Here is a 20,699-nt window from a genome sequence, read left to right on the forward strand (position 1 = left end):
TCGTGCCTCCGCTGGGCCGCAGCCACGCGACGGGATGTGAGCCGCGCCACCGTTCGCCTAGGAGCTACCGCATCGGCGGGTTTCGCGCGCGGGACGAACAACCCTCGCCCCGGGGAGCGAAACAGTGCAGGCTAGGCCCCATGGCTACGGTGCAGACGCCCCCCTCGGACACGACGACCTCTGGGTGGCACAGCCGCCCCGACTCCGAGCTCGACCCCGCGACGCTGGAACGCATCGACAAGTGGTGGCGCGCCGCCAACTACCTGTCGGTCGGCCAGATCTACCTCATCGCCAACCCGCTGCTGCGCACGCCGCTGACGCGTGACGACGTCAAGCCGCGTCTGCTGGGCCACTGGGGCACCACGCCCGGCCTGAACTTCCTCTACGCGCACATGAACCGCGCCATCGCGGAGCGGTCGCTGTCGACCGTCTACATCACCGGCCCCGGGCACGGCGGCCCCGGCCTGGTGGCGAACTCCTACCTCGAGGGCACGTACAGCGACACGTACACCCACATCACACAGGACGAGGAGGGGCTGCAGCGGCTGTTCAAGCAGTTCTCCTTCCCCGGCGGCATCCCGAGCCACGTCGCGCCCGAGACGCCCGGGTCGATCCACGAGGGCGGTGAGCTCGGCTACGCGCTCTCGCACGCTTACGGCGCCGCGTTCGACAACCCGGACCTGCTGCTCTTCACCGTCGTGGGCGACGGCGAGGCGGAGACCGGGCCGCTCGCCACGAGCTGGCACTCCAACAAGTTCCTCAACCCCGCCACCGACGGCGTGGTGCTGCCGGTGCTGCATCTCAACGGGTACAAGATCGCCAACCCGACGGTGCTGGCGCGCATCTCCGACGACGAGCTGCACTCCCTCATGAAGGGGTACGGCCACAAGCCGCACGAGTTCGTCGCCGGCTTCGACGACGAGGACTTCGCGTCCATCCACGGCCGGTTCGCCGCGCTGCTGGACGAGGTGCTCGACGAGATCGTCGCGATCAAGGAGCGCGCGGCCGCGGGCGACGAGACGCGGCCCGAGTGGCCGATGATCATCTTCCGCACGCCCAAGGGCTGGACCTGCCCCGCCTACATCGACGGCAAGAAGGCGCAGGACTCCTGGCGCGCGCACCAGGTGCCGCTCGCGAGCGCCCGGGACACCCCCGAGCACCTCCAGGTGCTGGCCGACTGGCTGCAGTCCTACAAGGCCGAGGAGCTGTTCGACGAGAACGGCGTGCTCGATGAGGACATCGCCGCGCTCGCCCCGGCCGGCGAGCTGCGGATGAGCGCCAACCCGCACGCCAATGGTGGCCTGCTCACCAAGGACCTGCGCCTGCCGGACTTCCGCGACTTCGCCGTGCCGGTCCCCGTGCCCGGCTCCGGCATCCACGAGAACACCAAGGTGCTCGGCGAGTGGCTGCGCGAGGTGGTCCGTCTCAACCCGGACAACTTCCGCATCTTCGGCCCCGACGAGACCGCGTCCAACCGCCTGCAGAACGTGTTCGAGGTGACGAAGAAGGTCTGGAACGCGGACTACCACGAGGGCGACACCGACGACCTGCTCGCGCTGCGCGGCCGGGTCGTGGAGATGCTGTCCGAGCACCAGTGCCAGGGCTGGCTCGAGGGCTACCTGCTGACCGGTCGGCACGGCCTGTTCAGCTGCTACGAGGCCTTCATCCACATCATCGACGCGATGTTCAACCAGCACGCCAAGTGGCTCAAGGTCACGTCCGACATCCCGTGGCGCCGACCCATCCCGTCGCTGAACTACCTCCTGTCCAGCCACGTGTGGCGTCAGGACCACAACGGCTTCAGCCATCAGGACCCCGGCTTCATCGACCACGTCGTGAACAAGAAGCCCGAGGTGGTGCGCGTCTACCTGCCGGCGGACGCCAACACCCTGCTGTCCACCTACGACCACTGCCTGCGCAGCCGCGACTACGTCAACGTCGTCGTGGCGGGCAAGCAGCCCGCGCCGCAGTTCCTCACGATGGACCAGGCGATCGCGCACTGCACGCGCGGCCTCGGCATCTGGGAGTGGGCGGGCAGCGAGGTCGACGGCGAGCGGCCCGACGTCGTGCTCGGCTGCGCGGGCGACGTGCCCACGCTCGAGGTGCTCGCCGCGGCGGACCTGCTGCGCAAGAACATCCCCGACCTGAAGATCCGCGTGGTCAACGTCGTCGACCTCATGCGTCTCATGGACGACACCGAGCACCCGCACGGGCTCAACCACCGCGACTTCGACGCCGTGTTCGGTACGGACGTGCCCGTGATCTTCGCGTACCACGGCTACCCGTGGCTCATCCACCGCCTCACCTACCGCCGCACCACGCACGCGAACATCCACGTGCGCGGCTACAAGGAGGAGGGCACCACGACCACGCCGTTCGACATGGTCATGCTCAACGACCTCGACCGGTTCAAGCTCGTCATCGACGTCATCGACCGGGTGCCCGGTCTGGCCGACCGGCACGCCGCGCTGCGCCAGCGGATGGAGGACAAGCGGATCGAGGCTCGCGCCTACACCCGCACGCACGGCGAGGACCTGCCCGAGGTCTCCCAGTGGGTCTGGCCGGACGCCCAGGACCAGTCCGACTCCAGCGCCGTCGACGCCACCGTCGCGACCGGGGGTGACAACGAGTGAGCGCCCGTTCCGTCTACGTGCTCTCCCCGGAGGGCAACGTCGGCAAGTCGACCGTCGCGCTCGGCCTGCTCGACCTGTTCAGCACCCGCGTGCAGCGCGTCGGGGTGTTCCGCCCGATGGTCTCCTCCGACGACGACGCCGTGCTGCAGATGCTCCTGCGCCACGACGGCGTGGACTTCCCGTACTCCGACTGCGTGGGAGTGCGCTACGAGGACGTGCACGCCGACGCCGACGCCGCCATGGACACGATCCTCACCAAGGCGCGCGCCCTGAGCGAGCGGTGCGAGGTGCTCGTCGTGGTCGGGTCGGACTACACCGACGTCGCCGGGCCCACCGAGCTGGCGTTCAACGCCCGCATCGCGGCCAACCTCAGCGCACCCGTGCTGCTCGTCGTCGGGGGCCAGGGCCGCACGCCCGGCCAGGTCCGCCAGGTCGCCGAGGTCGCGAGCAGCGAGGTGCACGCGCACCACGCCCACGTCGCGGCGATCGTCGCGAACCGGTGCGAGCCGGACGAGCTCGCGCAGGTCGCGGACGAGCTGTCCGGCGACGTGCCGGTGTGGACGCTCCCGGAGATCCCGCTCCTGTCGGCGCCGTCGGTCCGCGACCTCATGGAGTCCCTGGACGGCACGCTCGTCTCGGGCGAGGAGGGCCTGCTGGACCGCGAGGCCGAGCACATGCTGGTCGGTGCCATGGGCATCGACCACCTGCTCGACCGGCTCAAGGAGGGCTCGTTCGTCCTCACCCCGGCCGACCGGTCCGACGCCATCGTGGCGCTGCTCGCCGCGCAGAGCGCCGGGGACTTCCCCACGCTGTCCGGGGTCGCGCTCAACGGCGGCTTCGAACTCGCGCCGCAGGTGGAGCGTCTGGTCGCCAGCCTCGGCCGGCGGCTGCCCATCATGCGGACCGAGCTCGGCACGTTCACAGCCGCCAAGCTGGTGGCCGGCACGCGTGGCCTCATCAGCTCGGGCTCGCAGCGCAAGGTCGACCTCGCGCGGCGCACGTTCGAGCAGAACGTGAACGGCGACGCCGTGCTCGAGGCGCTCGACGTCGAACCGTCCGACGTCGTCACGCCGCTCATGTTCGAGCACACGCTCTACGAGCGCGCCCGCGCCGAGCGCCGGCACATCGTCCTGCCGGAGGGCGGCGACGACCGCGTCCTGCGCGCGGCGTCCACCGTGCTGTCCCGCGGCGTGGCCGACCTGACGATCCTCGGCGTCGAGTCCGAGGTGCGCACGCGCGCCTCGGCCCTCGGCCTCGACATCTCCGCGGCCACGGTGCTCGACCCCGCGACGTCGGACCACCTCGAGCCGTTCGCCCAGGAGTACACCCGGCTGCGGGCCCACAAGGGCATGACGGTCGAGCGGGCGCGCGAGATCATCGTCGACGTCTCCTACTTCGGCACGCTCATGGTGCACCTCGGGCTCGCCGACGGCATGGTCTCGGGCGCGCAGCACACCACGGCGCACACGATCAAGCCGTCGTTCGAGACGATCAAGACCGCTCCCGGCGTCTCGATCGTGTCCTCGTGCTTCTTCATGTGCCTCGCGGACAAGGTGCTGGTCTACGCCGACTGCGCGGTCAACCCCGACCCGAACGCCGAGCAGCTCGCGGACATCGCGATCTCCTCGGCCCGCTCCGCGGTGCAGTTCGGCGTCGAGCCCCGGGTCGCGATGCTGTCCTACTCCACCGGGGAGTCCGGGCACGGCGCGGACGTGGACAAGGTGCGCCAGGCGACGGAGATCGTCCGCACGCGCTCACCCGAGCTCGTCGTCGAGGGGCCGATCCAGTACGACGCGGCGGTCGACCCGGGCGTCGCGGCCTCGAAGATGCCGGGCTCGCCCGTCGCCGGCAAGGCCACCGTGCTGATCTTCCCCGACCTCAACACCGGTAACAACACGTACAAGGCGGTGCAGCGCTCGGCCGGCGCCGTCGCCGTCGGACCGGTGCTCCAGGGCCTGAACAAGCCCGTCAACGACCTGTCCCGCGGGGCGACCGTCAAGGACATCATCACCACCGTCGCCATCACCGCGATCCAGGCCCAGGGATCCGGCGAACCTGCCGCGCAGGCAGCCGCCGACGCACCCGCCCTCCAGGAGGCCACCGCATGACCGCCCGTTCCGTTCTCGTCCTCAACTCCGGCTCCTCGTCGCTGAAGTACCAGCTCGTCGACGCCGACTCGGAAGAGGCGCTCGCCTCCGGCATCATCGACCGGGTCGGGGAGGAGTGGTCGAACGTCCAGCACGTCGTCGGCGACTACAAGGCGACCCGGACCCTGCCGGTGGCCGACCACACCGCCGCCCTCGAGACCGTGCTCGGCCTCTTCGCCGAGCTCGGACCGCACCTGGAGGACGCGGGGATCGTCGCCGTCGGGCACCGCGTGGTGCACGGCGGGACGTTCTTCACGAGGGCGACCGTGGTCGACGACGCCGTCGAGGCCGCCATCGAGTCCCTCGTGCCGCTCGCGCCGCTGCACAACTCGGCCAACCTCACCGGCGTGCGGGTGGCGCGCCGCCTGCTGCCCGGCGTGCCGCACGCGGTGGTCTGCGACACCGCGTTCTTCGCCGGCCTGCCGCCGGAGACGGCGACGTACGCGATCGACCGCGAAGTCGCGCGGGAGCACCAGGTCCGCCGCTACGGCGCGCACGGCACGTCGCACAAGTTCGTCTCGACCGAGGTGGCCGCGTTCCTGGGCCGCGACCTCGCCGAGTTGCGCACGATTGTGCTGCACCTGGGCAACGGCGCGTCCGCGTCCGCGGTCCGGGGCGGCGCGGCGATCGACACCTCGATGGGCCTGACGCCGCTCGAGGGGCTCGTCATGGGCACCCGCTCGGGCGACATCGACCCGGCGGTCGTGTTCCACCTGCACCGCAACGCCGGCATGTCGGTCGACGAGATCGACGACCTGCTCAACCGCCGCTCGGGCGTGCGCGGCCTGTCCGGCGTCACGGACATGCGCGAGCTGCACGCGCTGCGCGCGTCCGGCGACGCCGACGCCGAGCTCACGCTCGCCGTCTACGCGCAGCGCCTCAAGAAGTACATCGGGTCCTACCTCGCCGAGCTCGGCGGCCTCGACGTCGTCGTGTTCACGGCCGGCATCGGCGAGAACGACGACGTCGTGCGCGCGCGAGCGCTCGAGGGGCTCGAGCACCTCGGCATCGAACTGGACCCCGAGCGCAACGCCGGTCGCGTGAAGCAGCCGACCGTGATCTCGCGCGAGGGGTCTCCGGTGACGGTCGCCGTCGTGCCGACGAACGAGGAGCTCGAGATCACGCGGCAGGTGCTCGCGGTCGTGTAGCGGCGGTTCCGCTGCAGACGCACACGCGGACACAGACGTACGACGGCGAGGAGCGGGTTGCGCTCCTCGCCGTCGTACGTTCGTGGGTGCGTCCGCCGGGCGCGCGCCGGTCAGCCGAGGATGACGTCCTTGACCGGCCGACGCGGGGTCCGCACGTGGGCCAGCTCGCCGGCCGGGTGGCCGAGCCGCAGCACCTGGTGCACCACGACCGGCTCGGGCGAGGCGAGCGCCTCGGACACCGCGGCGTCCACCTTCTCGCGCGAGTCGGGCTCCTCGAGCGCCTGGCCCAGCACGCCGATGCCGAGCCCGAGCGCGGTCGCCTCGAGCATGACGCGCTGCATCGCGTAGCCGCCGAGCAGCTGGTCCACCGGGGCGTCCGAGGCCGAGGTCAGCACGAGCAGCGCGGCGGGGTCCTCGAAGAAGGTCGCCTCACCGCTCGCCGCCGAGCCCATCGGGGTCTGCGTGAAGTCCCGCAGCGGGATCTTGCCCTCCGCGTCGGGCAGTCCGATGGCCGCCGAGGGGATGCCCGTGTGGGACTCGTTGTCGACCCAGCGCTCGATCTCCTCGAGGTAGTCGGGGTCGTCCTGGCGTGCGACCTCCGCCTCGGCCGTGAGGGCGAGCAGGGTGCGCACGAGCGGCTCGGGTGCGGGCGTGCCGGTGACGAGCTCGGACGCGCCGGCCGCCGCGCTGAGCGCGGCCCACTCGGCCTGCGTCGGGGCGCCGCCGGTGAGCGGTGCGCGCGTCGTGAAGCGCTCGCGGACGGTCGGGGCGAGGCGCTCCGCCTGCGCCTTGACGGCCGCGGGGGCCGCGTCGTCGCCGACCTGCACGATGGCGAGCGGACGGCCACCGTACGCCTGGCCCCCGGCGAGCTCGCCGTCGCTCGGCGCGTCCCCCACCCGCAGCTCCGTGCTCGTAGCGAGCCCGGTGCGGGCGACGAGCGCGATCTCGAGCGTGGCGAGCACGGCCCCGATCGACGCGAGCGCCCAGCGGCCCGACGGGTCGACCGTGCGGGGGGTGGCGTCGGGGTCGAGGCTCACGGCCACGGCGTCGCCGAGCACCGTGAACCGCCACGGCTGGCTGTTGTGGATCGAGGACGCGTACGTGGCGTCCTCGATGGCGCTGATGATGCGGTCCTGCTCGACCATCGGTCCTCCGAACCTGGCTTGCCTGGGGGCGCCGGTCGCCCCTGTTCACCGTAGGGGTGGTGTGCACCCCTACTGTCCACCGTAGGGGCTGCGGACCCGAGGGGGTCGGGCACTAGGGCCCGGGTCCGCCGTGTCCCGGGGGGTGCGGGCGGCACGAGGGCTCGGGACGCACGAGGGTCCGGGTCCGCACCTGCGGACCCGGACCCTCCTCCCCCGGGGGCTGACGCGTCGACGCACCGACGCGACCGGGGGTCCGCCCCGACGGAGCAGGGGCGGCGTCGCGATGAGCGCTGGGCTCAGGCCGTGGCGGCGATCGGGTCGACGACCTCCTCCTCGGCGACCGCGCGGGCGTCGCGCATGCTCTTGAGCACGATGACGATCGCGGCCGTGACGAGGGTGCCGATCACCAGCGCGACGAGGAACCCGAACGCGTTCCCGATCAGCGGGAGGACCCAGATGCCGCCGTGCGGGGCGACGAGAGTGGACCCGAAGGCCATCGTGATCCCGCCGGTGACGGCCGAGCCGACGACCGAGGAGACGATGACGCGCCACGGGTCGGCCGCCGCGAACGGAATCGCGCCCTCGGAGATGAACGACGCACCGAGCAGCCAGGCCGCCTTGCCGTTCTCGCGCTCGATCTCGGTGAAGAGGTTCTTGCGCACGGTCGTGGCGAGCGCCATCGCGAGCGGGGCCACCATGCCGGCCGCCATGACCGCAGCCATGATCTTGTACTGCGTGGCGTCGGCCGCGAGGCCCTCGGTCGCCAGGCCGGTGACGGCGAACGCGTAGGCCACCTTGTTCACCGGGCCGCCGAGGTCGAAGCCCATCATGGCGCCGAGCAGCAGGCCGAGCAGCACGCTGCTGCCGCCGGACAGACCGGTGAGCCAGCTGGACAGTCCCTCCATCGCGGACGCGATCGGCCGCCCGATCACCACGAGCATGAGGATGCCGATGACGAACGAGGACAGCAGCGGGATGACGACCACCGGCATCACGCCGCGCAGGCCCTTCGGGACCTTCCAGCGGCTGATCCACAGCGCGAGGAAGCCGGCCGCGAAGCCCGTGACGAGACCGCCGAGGAAGCCGGCCCCGACGAATCCCGCCGCTGCGCCGCCGACGAAGCCGGGCACGAGGCCGGGCCGGTCCGCGATCGCGTAGGCGATGAAGCCCGACAGCACCGGCACGAGGAAGCCGAAGGCGAGCTGGCCGGTCTTGAGCAGCACCACCGACCACTCCTGCAGCGAGGTGGGGTCGAAGCTCGCGAACACGGTGGCGGCGTCGAGCTTGGTGACCTCGATGGCGCCCTCCGCACCACCCCACGCGACCTGGGCGAGCATGAAGCTGAGCGCGATGAGGATGCCGCCCGCGGCGACGAACGGAATCATGTAGGACACGCCCGTCATGAGCCACTGACGCACCTTGGTGAGCGTGCTGGCGTTCTTGTCGACCTTGGTGCCGGGGCCGCCCGAGACGGCGCCCGCGGCGGGCGCGGTCACGACGCCGGACTCGACGGCGGCCACGGCCTCCGCGACGACCTTCGCCGGCTCGTGCACGGCGCGCTTGACGCCCACGTCGATCGTGGGCTTGCCGGCGAACCGCTCGCGACCCTTGACCTCGAGGTCGGCGGCGAAGATCACGCCGTCGGCCGCGTCGATGACCGCCTGGTCGATCGGGTCGGAGCCGATCGAGCCCTGGGTCTCGACGACGACCTCGTGGCCGGCCGCCTTCCCGGTCTGCTCGAGGGCCTCGGCCGCCATGTAGGTGTGGGCGATGCCCGTGGGGCAGGAGGTGACAGCAACGAACTTCATCAGGCGACCGCCTCGTTGACGATGTCGGACACGGACTGGGCGTCGCCGGCGTCGCGCAGCGACCCGGTGAACGTGGGGTTCACGAGCTTGCGGGCCAGCTTCGCCAGGATCTGCAGGTGCTCGTTGGCACCCTCGGCGGGCGCCGCGATGAGGAAGACCAGGGTGGCCGCGCCGTCGGGCCCGCCGAAGTCGACGCCGTTCGGGACGGTCGCGACGGCGAGGCTCGGGGCGAGCACAGCGGCGGACTTCGCGTGCGGGAGACCGATCTTCCCGGGCATGCCCGTGGCGGTCTGCGCCTCGCGCGCCTTGACGTCGGCCGCGAAGGCGGCGGCGTCGCTCACGCGCCCGGCGGCGGCGAGCTTGTCGGCGAGGACGGCGACGACGGCTTCCTTGTCGGTCGCGTCCAGGTCGACGGCCACGAGGTCGGCGGTGATCAGCGGCGTTGCCATGTCACATCTCCTTGATGGGGGTGGTGGGATCGGGGGTCGTGAGGATCCGGACCTCGTCGGCCCGGACGAGATCGGGGGTCGGCACCGCGGTGCCAGGAAGCTGGACGGCGGCCCGGCCCCACGCGACGGCGGTGCGCAGCGCGTGGGCGGGGTCGGCGGCCAGGTCGGTGCGCGAGTCGGCGCCGTGCCCGCTGGTGCAGGCCGCGAGGTAGCCCGCGAGCGTGGTGTCGCCCGCGCCGACCGTCGAGGCTGCGACGAGCGCGGGTCCGCCGGCCCACCACGAGCCGTCGGCGCTCACGAGGAGCGCGCCGTGCGCGCCGAGGCTCACGAGGACCCGGTCGGTGCCGGTGGCGACGAGCTCGCGAGCGGCGGTCACGACGTCCCCCACGGTGGGCAGCTCGCGGCCGACGAGCTCGGCGAGCTCTTCGTCGTTCGGCTTGATGAGCGCAAGCCCGCCGGCGGCGACCGCCTGCTGCAGCGCCGGCCCGGAGGTGTCCAGCACGAGGCCCGCGCCGCGCTCGCGCACGAGCCCGCCGAGGCGGACGTAGAGGTCGGGGGCCACGCCCGCGGGCAGGCTGCCCGCGGCGACGACTACGTCGCCCGGGGCGACGGCGTCCGCGACGGCGCGCAGGAGCCGGTCGCGAGCAGCGTCGTCGAGGTTCGGGCCAGGCGCGTTGACCTTCGTGGTGTCGCCGGCGACGAGCGTGATGTTGGAGCGGGTGGCGCCCTCGACGGGGACAGGGACGGTGGGCACGCGGAGCTGCGCGAGGAGCGCGAGGAGGAGCTCGCCGTCGGGCCCGCCCACGGGCAGGACCGCACGGGTCGGGATGCTCGCGGCGTGCAGCGCGCGGGAGACGTTGATGCCCTTGCCGCCCGCGTCCACGTGCACCGCGGCGGCGCGGTTGACCTCACCGACGAGCAGGTGGTCCAGGTCGTAGGCGCGGTCGATGCTCGGGTTGGGGGTGAGGGTGACGATCATCGCTGCTCGTCCATCGCTGGGCTCCTTCGGCTGGCGCTGCTTCGCGCCGATTCGGTCCGACTCTCGTTGTCGCGTGTCCGAGTCTGCCCGTATAGCGCACAGGCGTCAAGAGTCCCCGCGAAAGTGGGGTCGTCCGGTCCGTTTCGGACAGAAACGGGCAAGGCCAGGGTTCAGCGGTCGCGGAAGGGAACCGTGCTAGCGCCCCACGGTGTCGGGGGCGATCACTCCGTGAGCCGGCCAGTCAGCGGCCGTGGACCTCGACGTCCTGCCGTTCGTACCCCAGATGCCCGTAGCGCGTCGCCGCGGGGTGCCGGCGCGCACCATGAGCTGCACCTTCCGGGCACCCTGCGCCGCGAGTCACCCCTCGGCGGCCGTCACCAGGGCACGCGATCCCCGCGCCGCGTCGCCCGCGCGTCTCAGCGCGGGGAGTACGGCGAGACGACGACCTCGACCCGCTGGAACTCCTTGACGTCGGAGAAGCCCGTGGTCGCCATCGCCTTGCGCAGCGCGCCGATGAGGTTGAGGGTGCCGTCGGCCCGGCCGCCGGGGCCGTGCAGGATCTCCTCCATCGTGCCGACCGTGCCGACCCGCACCCGCACGCCGCGCGGCAGGTCGGGGTGGTGGGCCTCGCTCCCCCAGTGCCAGCCGCGGCCGGGCGCCTCGGTCGAGCGCGCGAGCGCGGCGCCGAGCATCACGGCGTCGGCGCCGCAGGCGATGGCCTTGACGAGGTCGCCGGACCGGCCGACCGATCCGTCGGCGATCACGTGGACGTACCGGCCGCCGGACTCGTCGAGGTAGTCGCGGCGCGCGGCCGCGACGTCCGCGACGGCGGTGGCCATCGGCGCGTGGATGCCGAGGCTGAGTCGGGTCGTCATCGCGGCGCCGCCGCCGAACCCGACGAGGACGCCTGCGGCGCCGGTGCGCATCAGGTGAAGGGCGGCGGTGTACGTCGAGGCGCCGCCGACGATCACGGGGACGTCGAGCTCGTAGATGAAGCGCTTGAGGTTGAGCGGCTCGGCGGACGTCGACACGTGCTCCGCCGAGACGGTCGTGCCGCGGATGACGAACAGGTCCACGCCCGCCCCGACGACCGTGCGCCAGTGCTCCTGCGTGCGCTGCGGCGAGAGCGCACCCGCGACGGTGACGCCGGCGGCGCGAATCTCCCGGATCCGCTCGGTGACGAGCTCGGGCACGATCGGCGAGGAGTACAGCTCCTGCATCCGCCGGGTCGCGTCGCCCGCGGGAATGGTCGCGATCTCCTCGAGCAGCGGCTCGGGGTCCTCGTACCGGGTCCACAGGCCCTCGAGGTCGAGCACGCCGATGCCGCCGAGGCGACCGAGCTCGATCGCGGTGCTGGGGCTCATGACGGAGTCCATCGGGGCCGCCACGACGGGCAGATCCACCTGGTACGCGTCGATCTGCCACGAGACCGAGACGTCCGAGGGCGTCCGCGTGCGCCGGCTCGGGACGACGGCGATGTCGTCGAAGGTGTACGCGCGGCGTCCGCGCTTGCCGCGACCGATCTCGATCTCGTTGCTCACGGTGACCCAGGCTAGTGGGTCGCTCCGGCACGCACCGGGCGGGTCGTCCCCACGGTGTCGGTGGCCGGTGCGAGAGTGTGGGCATGACGGTGACGAGTGCAGCGCGCGAGGGCCGCGCGGTCGGCTGGGCGGCCGGCCGACTGGTCGGGTTCGACACGGAGACCACCGGGGTCGACGTGACGAACGACCGGATCGTCACCGCCGCGCTCGTCATCCGCGAGGGCCTGCACGGCCTGTCCCGCACGCGCACCTGGGTGATCGACCCCGGCGTGGAGATCCCCGAGGCCGCGAGCGCCATCCACGGCATCACCACCGAGTACGCACGCCGCCACGGCCGTCCGCCCGCGGAGGTGCTCGAGGAGCTCGCCGTCGCGATCTCGGGAGCGATGGCCGACGGCGTGCCCGTCGTCGCGTACAACGCCGCCTTCGATCTGACGATCCTCGAGTACGAGCTCGCGCGGCACGGCCTGCGCACCGTGACCGAGCGGCTGGGCCGGACGCCGGGACCCGCGATCGACCCGCTCGTGCTCGACCGCGCGCTGGACCGCTACCGGCCCGGCAAGCGGCGCCTGGAGAACCTCGCGCAGTTCTACGGCGTGGTCGCCTCGGGCGACCTGCACGCCGCTGACGTCGACGTCGAGGCGACGCTCGACGTGCTGGGCGCGCTCGTGGCCCGCTTCCCCGAGCTGGCCGAGGTGGACCTCGTCGCGATGCACGAGCGGCAGGTCCGCGCGCACTGGCGCTGGGCGCAGGGCTTCAACGCCTGGCTGCTGGAGAACGGGTTCGAGCGTCCGCCGGCGGACGGCAGCTGGCCGCTGCAGGGCGCGTACGCGCTGCCCGCCGACGTCGTCGCGGACATCGTGGCGCGGGCTCGCGCGGCCGCCGCGGCCCACCGCGTCGACCGGCCCGTGGCTGACCTGGTCGCGGGCTGAACCGCCCACCGCCCCGCCCTCAGCGCAGCACGACCTCGCTCACCGGCCGCCGCTGGGTGTGCCCCGGCGACAGCGGCTGGTCGGGGTGGCCGAGCCGCAGGATCTGGTGCACCACGGCGCGGTGCCCGAGCGACCCCGAGGCCGCGGCGTCCACCGCGGCGTGCGACGCGGGCTCCTCGAGCGCCTGGCCGAGCACGCCGGTGCCGAGACCGAGCGACGTCGCCGCGAGCATGGCCCGCAGCATCCCGTACCCGCCGAGAACCTGGTCCAGCGGACCGTCCTCGCTCGTGGTCACCAGCAGCAGCGACGGCGGGAACTCGAACTCCTTCTCCCCCGCCTCACCGGCCCGTCCGGACAGGCTCTGCGCGAAGTCGCGCCCCGGGTAGTGGTGGGCGGAGTCGGCCGGGCCCGCGGACTGGTGCGGGATCCCGACGCGGCCCTCGCGGTCGATCCAGGCCTGGACCTCGGCGAGGTACGCCGGGTCGTCGACGCGCTCGGCGTCCGCGCGTGCGGTGAGCTCCACCAGCGTGATCGTGAGCGCGCTCTCAGCGCGCTCGGCGCGGAGCCCCGACCGCGCGGCCGGGCCGCTCGGAGGGACCGCGGACTCCAGCACGAACGCCCACTCCTCGTCCGTGGGGCCCCCGGCGCGCAGCGGCTCCCGGGTCGTGTGGCGCTGGGGCATCGCGGCGGCGAGCCGACTCGCGTCGCCGGGCTCGCCGTCGCCCGTGCGCACGACGGCGAGCGTCGCGCCGTCCCACGCCTGACCCCCGGCGGTGGGTCCGCCGGGCGCCTCGGTGCCCTCGGGGAAGAAGGTGGTCTCGCTGGCGTGGCCGGTGCGCGCCGCGAGCGCGATCTCGAGACCGGCGACGACGGCGCCGATCGACGCGAGCGCCCAGCGGCCCGACGGGTCGACCAACCGGGGCGTCACCGACGCGTCCAGGCTGACGTGGACCTCCTCGCCCACGATCCGGAACCGCCACGGCTGGGAGTTGTGGATGGAGGGTGCGAGCACCGCGTCCTCCAGAGCCGCCATGATCCGGCGACGTTCGAACACGAGGGCCTCCTTGGGTCGCGGACGATGAGTCCGACGATATCGGTGCCGCGCCACGCCGGACGACGGCCGGAGGTCCCGGCGCACGCCGCCCGGCACCGCTACGCGTGGGACGCGCCACCCGCGTCAGGACGTGGCGGCCTCGACGAGGAACAGCGAGTACCCGATCGCCGGCGCGAGCAGCGCGACGCCGTAGATCACCACGCGCACGATCTCCGGCGGGTGGATCTTGAGGTCGTGCAGGGAGTGGAAGAACCGGTGCGCGGCGTGCCACAGCACGAGCGCGAGCACGACGAACAGCACGAGCGCCACGAACCAGTTCGTCAGCACGCCGTGCATCGTCTCGTAGGTGCCTTCGGCGCCCCCGAACACCCCGAACGGCACGAGGAACGCGAAGATCACGATGAGCACCGGCATGAGGAAGACCGACACCATGCCGCCGCCGCCGAACAGACCCCAGAACAGCGGCTCGTTCGTCCGCCCCGCCCAGCGCCTCATGACCACGCACCTCCCAGCCAGGCCACCATGACCGCGGCGAAGATCACCAGCAGCAGCACCTGCTGCGCGATGATCCAGCCGTCCGCGAGGAACCGGGTGCCTCGCTGCACCTTGATGATCGACGGCGTGAGCTGGTCCCAGCTCACGGTGTGCAGCACGGCGGCGGCGAGCGCGAGCACGTTGAGCACGAGGACGAACGGGTTGCGCTGCAGGTCCACCCACCACGTCCAGGAGTCCAGTCCCGCGGCGATCGAGACCATGCCCAGCATGAGGTTGAGCACGAACAGGCCGACGACGACGGCGGCGCCCTCCCGCAGGAAGTACGCGCGGTACTCCTTGGTCGCGAGGAACCAGGTCCGCTTCATGGTCGGGCGGTAGGGGTTGCGCTGGCTCACCGTGCCGTCCCCGGCGCCGGTGCCCTCCTCGCGCCGCCGGGCCACGCGGTCCGCCTGCGCGAGCCGTCCGACGTCCAGGGTGCGCGCCGGCGCGGGTCGGGTGTCCTCGGGCCTCGGGCCGGTCGGGCTCGAGGTCGGTGCTCCGGTCATGCGTGACCACCGTCCTTCGCTCCGGGTGCGCCGTGGTGCGGCATCACGAACTCGGTGGCCCAGTCCATCGTCGCCGCGAACTTGGCCTGCTGGATGGCGGCGGCCGGGTCGACGCCCTTGGGGCACGCCGTCGAGCACGCGCCGACGAACGTGCACGGCCACAGGCCGTCCTCCTGGTCCAGGAGCGGCAGCCGCTGCGCGTTGCCGAAGTCGCGGGAGTCCTTGTTGTAGCGGACCGCCGCGGTGATGGCCGCCGGGCCGAGGAAGTCCGTGGCGAGCCCGACCTGCGGGCACGCGGCGTAGCAGAGCATGCAGTTGATGCACGCCGCGAACTGGCCGTAGCGGGTCATCTGCTCGGGCGTCTGGAGGTTGCCCGGCTCGGGCGTCCCCGTCGGATCCGGGTGCAGGTACGGCTCGACGGCGGCGAGCTTCGTCATGAATGGCTCGAGGTCCACCACGAGGTCGCGCTCGACGGCGTGGTTCGCCAACGGCTCGATCCGCAGCGGGCCGGGCGCGTACGTGCGCAAGAACTGCTCGCAGCCGAGCTTCGGCTCGCCGTTGAGCATGAACCCGCACGAGCCGCAGATCGCCATCCGGCAGCTCCACCGGAACGTGATCGAGGAGTCCAGCTCGTCCTTGATGTAGTTGAGGGCGTCCAGCACGGACGTGTCCTGGGTCCAGGGGACCTCGTAGGACACGAGCCGCGGGGTGTCGTCGACGTCGGGGCGGTAACGCTGCACCTCCACGGTCATGACGCCGCCGGCCTCGCTGTGAGCCATCACGCCTCCTTCGGGATCGTCGGGGTCTCAGCGGTCGCCGCCTTGCCGGGCGCCTGCCCGGCCGCACCGTACGCGCGGGTGGCGGGCTGCGACGTCGTGATCACGACCGGTTCGTAGGACACGACCGGGTGGCCCTGCGCGTCGCGGGTGGCGAGCGTGTGCGCGAGGAAGCGTTCGTCGTCGCGCTTGTCGAAGCCGTCGAGGCGCTGGTGCGCGCCGCGCGACTCCTCGCGCGCCAGGGCGGAGGCGGCCATGGCGTGCGCGACGTCGAGCATGTGCCCGAGCTCGATCGCCTGCGTCCAGTCCGTGTTGTAGACGGGGCAGGTGTCCGACACGCGGACGTCGGCGTAGCGCTCCTGCAGCGCCGCGATCCGCGACACCGCCTCGCGCATCCCGTCGCCCGTGCGGTAGATGCCGAGCCCGGCGTCCATCGCGGCGTTCATCTCGCGGCGGATCGCCGCGGGGTCCTCCGTGCCGGCGCCCATCATCGCCACATACCGGTCGGCGACGTCGGCCGCGCGCGAGCGCACGCCGATCGAGGGCCGCACCGGGTCGAGCACCGCGAACGCGCCCGCCTGCTCGCCCGCGACCTTGCCGAGCACGCACAGCTCGGCGAGGGAGTTGGAGCCGAGCCGGTTCGCCCCGTGCAGCCCTGAGGACGAGCACTCCCCTGCGGCGTAGAGGCCGGGCAGCGACGAGGAGGCGTCGAGCCCGACCCGGATGCCGCCCATCGTGTAGTGCACGGCGGGCCGCACGGGGATGACGTCCTTGACCGGGTCCAGGCCCAGGTACTGCTCGGCGAGCTCGACGATGAGCGGGAGCCGCTCGTGGATGTAGGCCGCACCGAGGTGGCGCAGGTCGAGCCCGACGGCGGGGCCGTGCGCGGTCTCGAGCGTGCGGCCCTTCTGCAGCTCGTGCCAGTAGGCCTGGGACACGCGGTCGCGCGGCCCGAGCTCCATGAACTTGTTCTCGGGGTGGCCCAGCGGTGTCTCGGGGCCGAGGCCGTAGTCCTGCAGGTAGCGGTAGCCGTCCTTGTTCACGAGGATGCCGCCCTCGCCGCGGGCGCCCTCGGTGAGCAGGACGCCCGAGCCGGGCAGCGCCGTCGGGTGGTACTGCACGAACTCCATGTCGCGCAGCGGCACCCCGGCGCGGTAGGCCATGCCCATGCCGTCGGCGGTGCAGATCGCCCCGTTGGTGTTGCTGCCGTAGATCCGCCCCGCACCGCCGGTGGTGATGACCACCGCGCCCGCCTCGAACAGCACCGGGTAGCCGTCGCGCATCGTGTACGCGAGCACGCCGCGCGCCCGCTCGGTGCCGCCCTCGTCGTCCGTGACGACCTCGAGTGCGAAGAACTCGTCGTACCGCACGATCTGCGGGTACTTGAGCGAGGTCTGGAACATCGAGTGCAGCATGTAGAAGCCGGTCTTGTCCGCGGCGAACCACGTCCGCGGCTGGCTCATGCCGCCGAACCGGCGCACGTTGACGTGGCCGTCCGGACGCCGGCTCCACGGGATGCCCCACTTCTCCAGCTGGTACATCTCCTCGGTCGCGTGCTCGACGAAGTACTGCACGACGTCCTGGTCGCTCAGCCAGTCCCCGCCCGCCACCGTGTCGTTGAAGTGCTTCTCGAGGGAGTCGCCCTCCCCCACCACACCCGCGGAGCCACCCTCGGCGGCCACCGTGTGGGACCGCATGGGGTACACCTTCGAGATCAGGGCGATCGACAGGTCGGGGTAGCGCTCCGCCACCGCGATGGCGGCGCGCAGGCCCGCCCCACCACCTCCGACGATCGCGACGTCGACCCTGACGGTCTGCATGTGCTCTCCTCTTCGGGGTGGGGCGGGTGGTGCGCGGGGTGGGCGGTGCTAGTTGCGCGGTGCGGTCATCGCGGCGACGTCGAGCGCCGTCGCGAGCTGCTCCTCGGTGAGCTCGCCGCGCTCGACGTAGCCGAGCGCGCGGACGGCGTCGGCGATCGTCGAGTTGTCGGCGACCGACTTCTTCGCGATCTTCGCGGCCGCCTCGTAGCCGATGAGGCGGTTGAGCGGCGTGACGATCGACGGCGAGGACTCCGCGAGCGCGCGGCAGCGCTCGACGTGCGCGACGATCCCGTCGACGCAGCGCTCGGCGAGCACGCGCGAGGCGTTGCCGAGCAGCGTGATCGACTCGAGCAGGTTGCGCGCCATCATCGGGATCATGACGTTGAGCTCGAAGAGCCCGGACGCCCCGCCGTAGGTGATCGCGGCGTCGTTCCCGATGACCTGGGCGCAGACCTGCAGCGTGGCCTCGGGCAGGACCGGGTTCACCTTGCCGGGCATGATCGAGGAGCCCGGCTGGAGGTCGGGCAGCGCGATCTCGCCGAGGCCGGCGCGCGGTCCCGAGCCCATCCAGCGCAGGTCGTTGCACAGCTTGGTGAGGCTCACGGCGACCGTCTTGAGCGCGCCGGAGGTCTCCACGAACGCGTCCATCGCGCCCTGGGCCTCGAAGTGGTTCGTGGCCTCGACGACGGGCAGGCCCGTCTGCTCGGCCACGTAGGCGATGACCTTCTGCGGGAAGCCCGCCGGGGTGTTGATCCCGGTGCCCACCGCCGTGCCGCCCTGCGGCAGCTCGGCGAGGCGGCCGAGCGTCGCACGCACCCGCTCGACGCCGTAGCGCACCTGGGTGGCGTACCCGCCGAACTCCTGGCCGAGCATGACCGGCGTGGCGTCCATGAGGTGCGTGCGGCCGGACTTCACCACGTCGGCGAACTCCTCGGCCTTGGCCTCCAGCGAGGCCGCGAGGGTCTCCAGACCGGGCAGGAGCACCGTCGTCACGGCCTCGAGCGCCGCGATGTGCACCGAGGAGGGGAAGACGTCGTTGCTGGACTGCGAGGCGTTCACGTGGTCGTTGGGGTGCACGGGGCGACCGAGCGAGCGCGTGGCGAGGGTCGCGATGACCTCGTTGGTGTTCATGTTCGAGGACGTGCCCGAGCCCGTCTGGAACACGTCGATCGGGAAGTCACGGTCGTAGCCGCCTGCGATGACCTCGTCGGCCGCGGCGGCGATCGCCCCCGCGACCTCGGCGTCCAGAACCCCGAGGTCGGCGTTGGCGCGGGCGGCCGCCTTCTTGATCTGCGCGAGGGCGGCGATGTGGTGCCGGGACAGGCCCGTCCCCGAGATCGGGAAGTTCTCCACCGCGCGCTGGGTCTGCGCGGCGTACGTCGCGTCCTTGGGGACACGCACCTCGCCCATGGTGTCGTGCTCGATGCGGTACTCGATCTCCGCCACTGTTCCTCTTCCTCTCCGTGTCCGGACGGCTCGTGGTCCGGGTCCGACTCGATCGTGTCAGGTGACGTGCGCCCGTGCCAGGCGGTCCAGGTGTGTCAGCCTCGGGCTCACAGGATCCCGATGAGGGCCATCCACCCGGTGCCGACCGAGGTCCAGATGACGATGAGCACGACGCTCATCACGAGGCCGTTCGTCCACCACCGGTTGAGCGGCACGTACCCGGTGCCGAACAGCACGGGCGCGGGACCCGCCGCGTAGTGCGTGAGCGTCGCGAACAGGTTGGAGATGAAGGCGAACACGAGGGCCGCGAACAGTGGCGGGGCTCCGGTGGCCACCGCGGTGGCGAGGAACGCCGCGTACATCGCCGAGATGTGGGCCGTGTTCGAGGCGAACAGGTAGTGGCTGTACCAGTAGACCATCGTGAGGATCGCGAAGGCGACCATCCACGGCAGCCCGCCGGTGAGCGCGCTCATCTCCGAGCTCACCCACGGGATGAGGCCGAGGGTGTTGAGGAACGTGGCCATCATGACGAGCGCCGCGAACCACACGAGCGTGTCCCAGGCCTGCGTCTCCTTCTTGACGTCCTCCCAGGTGAGCACGTTCACCAGGAGCAGGACCGACAGGCCGATGAGGGCCGCCGTCGTGGCGCTCATGTCCATGAGCGGTCCGCCGAGGGTCCACAGCAGCAGGAGCACGACGATGGTGCCGGTCATGATCCACTCGTTGCGGTGCAGCGGGCCGAGCTCGGTGAGCTGGCGCTGCGCCTCGGCCGCGGCCTCGGGGGTCTCCTTGACCTCGGGCGGGAAGACCTTGAGCAGCACCCACGGCACGGCGATCAGCGAGACGAGCCCCGGCACGATCGCCGCGAGCGCCCAGTTGCCCCACGTGATCGTGATGTCCTGCCCGGCGGCCAGCTCCTGCGCCAGCGGGTTGCCCGCCATCGCGGTGAGGAACATCGCCGAGGTCACGCAGTTGACGATGTAGGCGGTCTGCATGAAGTAGGCGCCGACCTTGCGGGCCGAGGGCCCGTTCGGCTCCGAGCCGTACTGCCTAGAGATCGACGTGAGGATCGGCATGATGATGCCGCCCGCGCGGGCGGTGTTCGACGGGGTCGCCGGCGCGAGCACGAGGTCGGTCAGCGCCATCCCGTAGGCCACGCCGAGCGGTCGCCGCCCGAGCTTCGCGACGAAGAAGAGCGCGATCCGCCGGCCCAGCCCCGTCTTGACCACGCCGCGGGAGATGAAGAACGCCATCACGATGAGCCAGATGGTGGTGTTCGCGAAGCCGGAGAGCGTGTCACCGATGCTCAGCGTCCCGCCGGCCGCGATGACCGCCATGCCGATCATGCACAGCGCGCCCATCGGCAGCGGTTTGAGGATGATGGCGAGGATCGTGGCGACGAAGATCGCCAGCAGGGCCCACGCGTGCGCGGCCGCCTCCGGGTCGTACTTCGGCTCCCCGGTCGTCTTGTCCACGGCATCGGTCACGAAGGACACGAACGCATCGGGTGCGCCGATCGCCCAGATGATCAGGCCCACCGCCACCGGGATGAGGAACAGGGCCCAGCGGGGCAGACCCTTGCGGGCGGGTGGGGCGACCTGCGCGGCCGGCGTCGTTGCGGGAGCGCTCATGGATCCTCCTCGATGAAGCGAGTTGTCACCGCAAGTCTTGTGATCACGCCGCGAGACGGCGAAGGACCTACGTCCCGAATCCCGTGACCACAACGACCGCAACCCCATCCCTACTCGCCCGGGCTGCCCTCGGCAAGGGCGGGCGTCGAT

At 72.0% G+C, this 20,699-nt stretch carries 16 protein-coding genes; 4 read left to right on the forward strand and 12 right to left on the reverse strand.

All coding sequences use genetic code 11. The features are described 5' to 3' along the window. The first annotated feature begins 140 nt into the window (after positions 1 to 140). The 3 genes from FH969_RS06550 to FH969_RS06560 are packed head-to-tail and all read left to right on the forward strand — an operon-like array spanning position 141 to position 5,928. Entirely contained in the window at positions 141 to 2,633 is a 2,493-nt protein-coding gene (locus FH969_RS06550) for a phosphoketolase family protein (RefSeq protein WP_108719256.1), read from the forward strand. Next, complete coding sequence (gene pta / locus FH969_RS06555; protein ID WP_108719255.1) at positions 2,630 to 4,741, forward strand: phosphate acetyltransferase; 2,112 nt, start codon at positions 2,630 to 2,632, stop codon at positions 4,739 to 4,741. Before FH969_RS06550 ends, pta begins: the two co-directional genes overlap by 4 nt. Continuing rightward, positions 4,738 to 5,928 (forward strand): acetate/propionate family kinase, encoded by a 1,191-nt coding sequence (locus tag FH969_RS06560; protein WP_108719254.1) that lies wholly within the window; start codon positions 4,738 to 4,740, stop codon positions 5,926 to 5,928. Before pta ends, FH969_RS06560 begins: the two co-directional genes overlap by 4 nt. 110 nt (positions 5,929 to 6,038) lie before the next feature. Here FH969_RS06560 and FH969_RS06565 read toward each other — a convergent pair whose 3' ends face one another. From FH969_RS06565 to FH969_RS06585, 5 genes are all read right to left on the reverse strand, one after another. Then, the gene (locus tag FH969_RS06565; protein WP_108719253.1) at positions 6,039 to 7,073 is read right to left on the reverse strand and encodes an Acg family FMN-binding oxidoreductase; all 1,035 of its coding nucleotides are present in this window, start codon (positions 7,071 to 7,073) and stop codon (positions 6,039 to 6,041) included. Positions 7,074 to 7,369: 296 nt separating this feature from the next. Then, the gene (locus tag FH969_RS06570; RefSeq protein ID WP_139986547.1) at positions 7,370 to 8,881 is read right to left on the reverse strand and encodes a PTS fructose transporter subunit IIC; all 1,512 of its coding nucleotides are present in this window, start codon (positions 8,879 to 8,881) and stop codon (positions 7,370 to 7,372) included. Beyond that, complete coding sequence (locus FH969_RS16035) at positions 8,881 to 9,330, reverse strand: PTS sugar transporter subunit IIA (protein ID WP_108719251.1); 450 nt, start codon at positions 9,328 to 9,330, stop codon at positions 8,881 to 8,883. The genes FH969_RS06570 and FH969_RS16035 overlap by 1 nt, the downstream gene beginning before the upstream one ends. A gap of 1 nt (position 9,331) precedes the next feature. Further along, positions 9,332 to 10,309, reverse strand: a complete 978-nt coding sequence (gene pfkB, locus FH969_RS06580) for a 1-phosphofructokinase (protein WP_139986548.1) — start codon at positions 10,307 to 10,309, stop codon at positions 9,332 to 9,334. 416 nt (positions 10,310 to 10,725) lie between these two features. Then, entirely contained in the window at positions 10,726 to 11,850 is a 1,125-nt protein-coding gene (locus tag FH969_RS06585; protein WP_139986549.1) for a GuaB3 family IMP dehydrogenase-related protein, read from the reverse strand. Positions 11,851 to 11,933: 83 nt separating this feature from the next. Here FH969_RS06585 and FH969_RS06590 point away from each other — a divergent pair, with 83 nt between their 5' ends. Continuing rightward, positions 11,934 to 12,782: an exonuclease domain-containing protein gene (locus FH969_RS06590; RefSeq protein ID WP_108720200.1), complete on the forward strand. Its 849-nt coding sequence runs from the start codon at positions 11,934 to 11,936 to the stop codon at positions 12,780 to 12,782. Positions 12,783 to 12,801: 19 nt separating this feature from the next. On the opposite strand, the gene FH969_RS06595 is transcribed toward FH969_RS06590, so the two are convergent. The 7 genes from FH969_RS06595 to FH969_RS06625 all read right to left on the reverse strand — a co-directional run bounded on the left by FH969_RS06595 (position 12,802) and on the right by FH969_RS06625 (position 20,549). Further along, positions 12,802 to 13,836: a nitroreductase family protein gene (locus FH969_RS06595; protein WP_139986550.1), complete on the reverse strand. Its 1,035-nt coding sequence runs from the start codon at positions 13,834 to 13,836 to the stop codon at positions 12,802 to 12,804. Positions 13,837 to 13,959: 123 nt separating this feature from the next. Continuing rightward, positions 13,960 to 14,331, reverse strand: coding sequence for a fumarate reductase subunit FrdD (gene frdD / locus FH969_RS06600; protein ID WP_108719247.1), 372 nt, complete (start codon positions 14,329 to 14,331; stop codon positions 13,960 to 13,962). Further along, on the reverse strand, positions 14,328 to 14,876 hold the full coding sequence (locus FH969_RS06605; RefSeq protein ID WP_139986551.1) for a fumarate reductase subunit C: 549 nt from the start codon (positions 14,874 to 14,876) through the stop codon (positions 14,328 to 14,330). Before FH969_RS06605 ends, frdD begins: the two co-directional genes overlap by 4 nt. Next, complete coding sequence (locus FH969_RS06610; protein WP_342776997.1) at positions 14,873 to 15,655, reverse strand: succinate dehydrogenase/fumarate reductase iron-sulfur subunit; 783 nt, start codon at positions 15,653 to 15,655, stop codon at positions 14,873 to 14,875. The genes FH969_RS06605 and FH969_RS06610 overlap by 4 nt, the downstream gene beginning before the upstream one ends. Next, positions 15,655 to 17,472, reverse strand: coding sequence for a fumarate reductase (quinol) flavoprotein subunit (frdA, locus tag FH969_RS06615; protein ID WP_139986552.1), 1,818 nt, complete (start codon positions 17,470 to 17,472; stop codon positions 15,655 to 15,657). Before frdA ends, FH969_RS06610 begins: the two co-directional genes overlap by 1 nt. A gap of 48 nt (positions 17,473 to 17,520) precedes the next feature. After that, a complete protein-coding gene (locus FH969_RS06620) occupies positions 17,521 to 18,918 on the reverse strand; it encodes a class II fumarate hydratase (protein WP_139986553.1) in 1,398 nt (465 codons plus the stop codon). Between the two features lie 107 nt (positions 18,919 to 19,025). Next, positions 19,026 to 20,549, reverse strand: a complete 1,524-nt coding sequence (locus tag FH969_RS06625) for a DASS family sodium-coupled anion symporter (RefSeq protein ID WP_139986554.1) — start codon at positions 20,547 to 20,549, stop codon at positions 19,026 to 19,028. Positions 20,550 to 20,699 lie beyond the last annotated feature (150 nt).

The organism is Miniimonas arenae, assembly GCF_006351005.1.
Taxonomy (GTDB): domain Bacteria; phylum Actinomycetota; class Actinomycetes; order Actinomycetales; family Beutenbergiaceae; genus Miniimonas; species Miniimonas arenae.

Bases quoted from the DNA above. Each gene is read 5' to 3' on its own strand.
- FH969_RS06565 (WP_108719253.1), bottom strand. From the start codon at position 7,073: ATGGTCGAGCAGGACCGCATCATCAGCGCCATCGAGGACGCCACGTAC.
- FH969_RS06590 (WP_108720200.1), top strand. From the start codon at position 11,934: ATGACGGTGACGAGTGCAGCGCGCGAGGGCCGCGCGGTCGGCTGGGCG.
- FH969_RS06560 (WP_108719254.1), top strand. From the start codon at position 4,738: ATGACCGCCCGTTCCGTTCTCGTCCTCAACTCCGGCTCCTCGTCGCTG.
- FH969_RS06610 (WP_342776997.1), bottom strand. From the start codon at position 15,655: ATGGCTCACAGCGAGGCCGGCGGCGTCATGACCGTGGAGGTGCAGCGT.
- FH969_RS06570 (WP_139986547.1), bottom strand. From the start codon at position 8,881: ATGAAGTTCGTTGCTGTCACCTCCTGCCCCACGGGCATCGCCCACACC.
- FH969_RS06605 (WP_139986551.1), bottom strand. From the start codon at position 14,876: ATGACCGGAGCACCGACCTCGAGCCCGACCGGCCCGAGGCCCGAGGAC.
- pfkB (WP_139986548.1), bottom strand. From the start codon at position 10,309: ATGATCGTCACCCTCACCCCCAACCCGAGCATCGACCGCGCCTACGAC.
- FH969_RS16035 (WP_108719251.1), bottom strand. From the start codon at position 9,330: ATGGCAACGCCGCTGATCACCGCCGACCTCGTGGCCGTCGACCTGGAC.
- frdA (WP_139986552.1), bottom strand. From the start codon at position 17,472: ATGCAGACCGTCAGGGTCGACGTCGCGATCGTCGGAGGTGGTGGGGCG.
- FH969_RS06550 (WP_108719256.1), top strand. From the start codon at position 141: ATGGCTACGGTGCAGACGCCCCCCTCGGACACGACGACCTCTGGGTGG.
- frdD (WP_108719247.1), bottom strand. From the start codon at position 14,331: ATGAGGCGCTGGGCGGGGCGGACGAACGAGCCGCTGTTCTGGGGTCTG.
- FH969_RS06625 (WP_139986554.1), bottom strand. From the start codon at position 20,549: ATGAGCGCTCCCGCAACGACGCCGGCCGCGCAGGTCGCCCCACCCGCC.